The sequence below is a fragment of the Nonomuraea sp. NPDC050383 genome, assembly GCF_044459125.1.
In the GTDB taxonomy this organism is placed as follows: domain Bacteria; phylum Actinomycetota; class Actinomycetes; order Streptosporangiales; family Streptosporangiaceae; genus Nonomuraea.
In genome coordinates this window covers 1-1,983 of record NZ_JBITIP010000023.1, presented here as the reverse complement: position 1 = coordinate 1,983, position 1,983 = coordinate 1, and the positions used below count along the sequence as shown (strand labels likewise).

2 protein-coding genes are annotated in these 1,983 nt (G+C 70.4%); both read left to right on the top strand.

What is annotated here, in order from left to right; genetic code table 11:
- Window positions 1-194: 194 nt before the first annotated feature.
- Window positions 195-608, top strand: coding sequence for an SgcJ/EcaC family oxidoreductase (locus ACIBG4_RS36845; protein ID WP_397206452.1), 414 nt, complete (start codon window positions 195-197; stop codon window positions 606-608).
- A 136-nt stretch (window positions 609-744) separates the two neighbouring features.
- Window positions 745-1,770, top strand: a complete 1,026-nt coding sequence (locus ACIBG4_RS36840) for a sigma-70 family RNA polymerase sigma factor (protein ID WP_397206450.1) — start codon at window positions 745-747, stop codon at window positions 1,768-1,770.
- Window positions 1,771-1,983 lie beyond the last annotated feature (213 nt).

The window sequence follows — 1,983 nt, the reverse complement described above, 5'->3', positions numbered from 1 at the left end:
TCCGGCGCCCGGGCGCGGGGGGGGGGCTGTGCCCGGCCGCCGGGGGGGGGCGGGCCCCCTCCGGCCCGGCCGGCCCCCCGCCGCCCGGAAGGCCGGTTTCTCAACCGCCGCGATGAGTTTCGACCCCGCCGCCGGTATGTACTCACGAGCTCGCCGGAGTACCCCGGGCGAACCCGATCACAAGGGAGAAGCACATGTCGAACAGTCGTGCGGCAGACGTGGCCGCCATCCAGGCCGTACTGGTTGACTCCTACAAGGCGTGGGAGGCAGGCGACGCCGACGGCTTGGTCGCCGACTACACCGCTGACGCGACCGCCATCATGCCCGGCTCGCTGCGCGACAGCCGTGAGGTGATCCGTCAGAGCATGGCCCTGGCCTTCGAGGGGCCGCTCAGGGGCAGCTCCACCTGCAACAAGCAGCTCGGCATCCGCTTCGTCGGCAGGGACGGCGCGATCGTCATCAGCCGATCCGCCATCCTGCTCCCCGGCGAGAGCGAGGTCCCAGACGACGTACGTCAGGTGAACGCGACCTGGGTCTTCGAGAAGCGGGACGGCCAGTGGCTGATCGCCGCCTATCACAACAGCCCGGTACTGGCGCCCGCGCAGTGAACCCTTCCCCGGCTCCCTTGGTGTGCCTTTCGTACCGGCACCCCTACCTACGAGCGACGTTCAGGAACAGCACTGTTGATCCAGAATCGGGGATGTATGTCATGGCCGGGCGTTGCTGACCGCGCGAGACGATCTGATGGAGCATGGCGTGATGACGGGGAAGGAAGGCTTCGATCGCCGGATCGAACCGTTCCGGACGGAGCTGCTGGCGTACTGCTACCGGATGCTCGGCTCGGCTCACGACGCAGAGGACCTGGTCCAGGACGCCTACCTGAGGGCGTGGCGGGCGCGGGAGCAGTACGACGACACCCGCAGCTCACTGCGCACCTGGCTCTACCGGATCGCAACCAACGCCTGCCTGACCGCACTGGAGGTCCACGGTCGCCGGCCGCTGCCCTCGGGGCTGGTGGCCGCGTCGAATCCGCTCGGGCCGCTCGTCCGGGGAGAGCACGTCGCCTGGCTCCAGCCCTTGCCGGACTCGCTGCTGGAGGCGGGCGATCCGGCTGGGGCCGTGGCCGACCGCAGCAGCCTGCGCCTGGCGTTCGTCTCCGCCCTCCAGCACCTGTCGGCGCGTCAGCGCGGTGCGCTGATCCTGCGTGACGTGCTCAGCTTCTCCGCGTCCGAAACAGCGGAGATCCTCGGCACCACCGTCGTGTCGGTGAACAGTTCCCTGCAGCGGGCGCGTACCCGCGTCAAGGAGGCCGGGATCCGGCAGGAACAGGTCAGCGAGCCGTCTGCGGCCGGGCAGCGCGCCTGGGTCGAACGCTACATGAAGGCGTTCGAGCTGGCCGACGTCGAGGGCCTCAAGCGGCTGCTCACCGAGGACGTGGTCATGGAGATGCCGCCGATGCTCAACTGGTTCTCCGGCCGCGGCAACTACGGCCTGTTCATGGAATGGGTATTCGGGGCGGCAGGGACGGACTGGCTCCTCCAGGAGGTCGCGGCCAACGGCGGCCAGCCCGGCTTCGCCGCCTATCGGCGCGTCGGCGACGGGTACAACCTGCACACGCTCCAGATCTTCACCGTCACCGGCGAGGGCATCAACCGGAACTCCGTCTTCCAGGACCCCGACGTCTACGCGACTTTCGGCCTGGCGGCCGAGCTCGACGACCAGGGACTTGCCATCGCCCAGGCCTGGCGGCCGAGTTTCATGAGGCGTTGAGCCACTGGTTGATCGCAGCGATGCGGACGACGGCTTCGTGGCGTACGGCGAGCTTTCCCGGGCGCTGGTGGGTCCACGCTCACCGTCCAGCCGATCGTCCCTGCAGCGCCACGGGGCCGGAGGACGGCGGGGACGCGGGGGGGGGGGGGGGGCCCCCCCCCCCCGCGGCCTGGGGGCCGCCCTCCGGGGCCGGGGGGGGGGGGGGACGGGAGG

Bases quoted from the DNA above. Each gene is read 5' to 3' on its own strand.
- ACIBG4_RS36845 (WP_397206452.1), top strand. From the start codon at position 195: ATGTCGAACAGTCGTGCGGCAGACGTGGCCGCCATCCAGGCCGTACTG.
- ACIBG4_RS36840 (WP_397206450.1), top strand. From the start codon at position 745: ATGGAGCATGGCGTGATGACGGGGAAGGAAGGCTTCGATCGCCGGATC.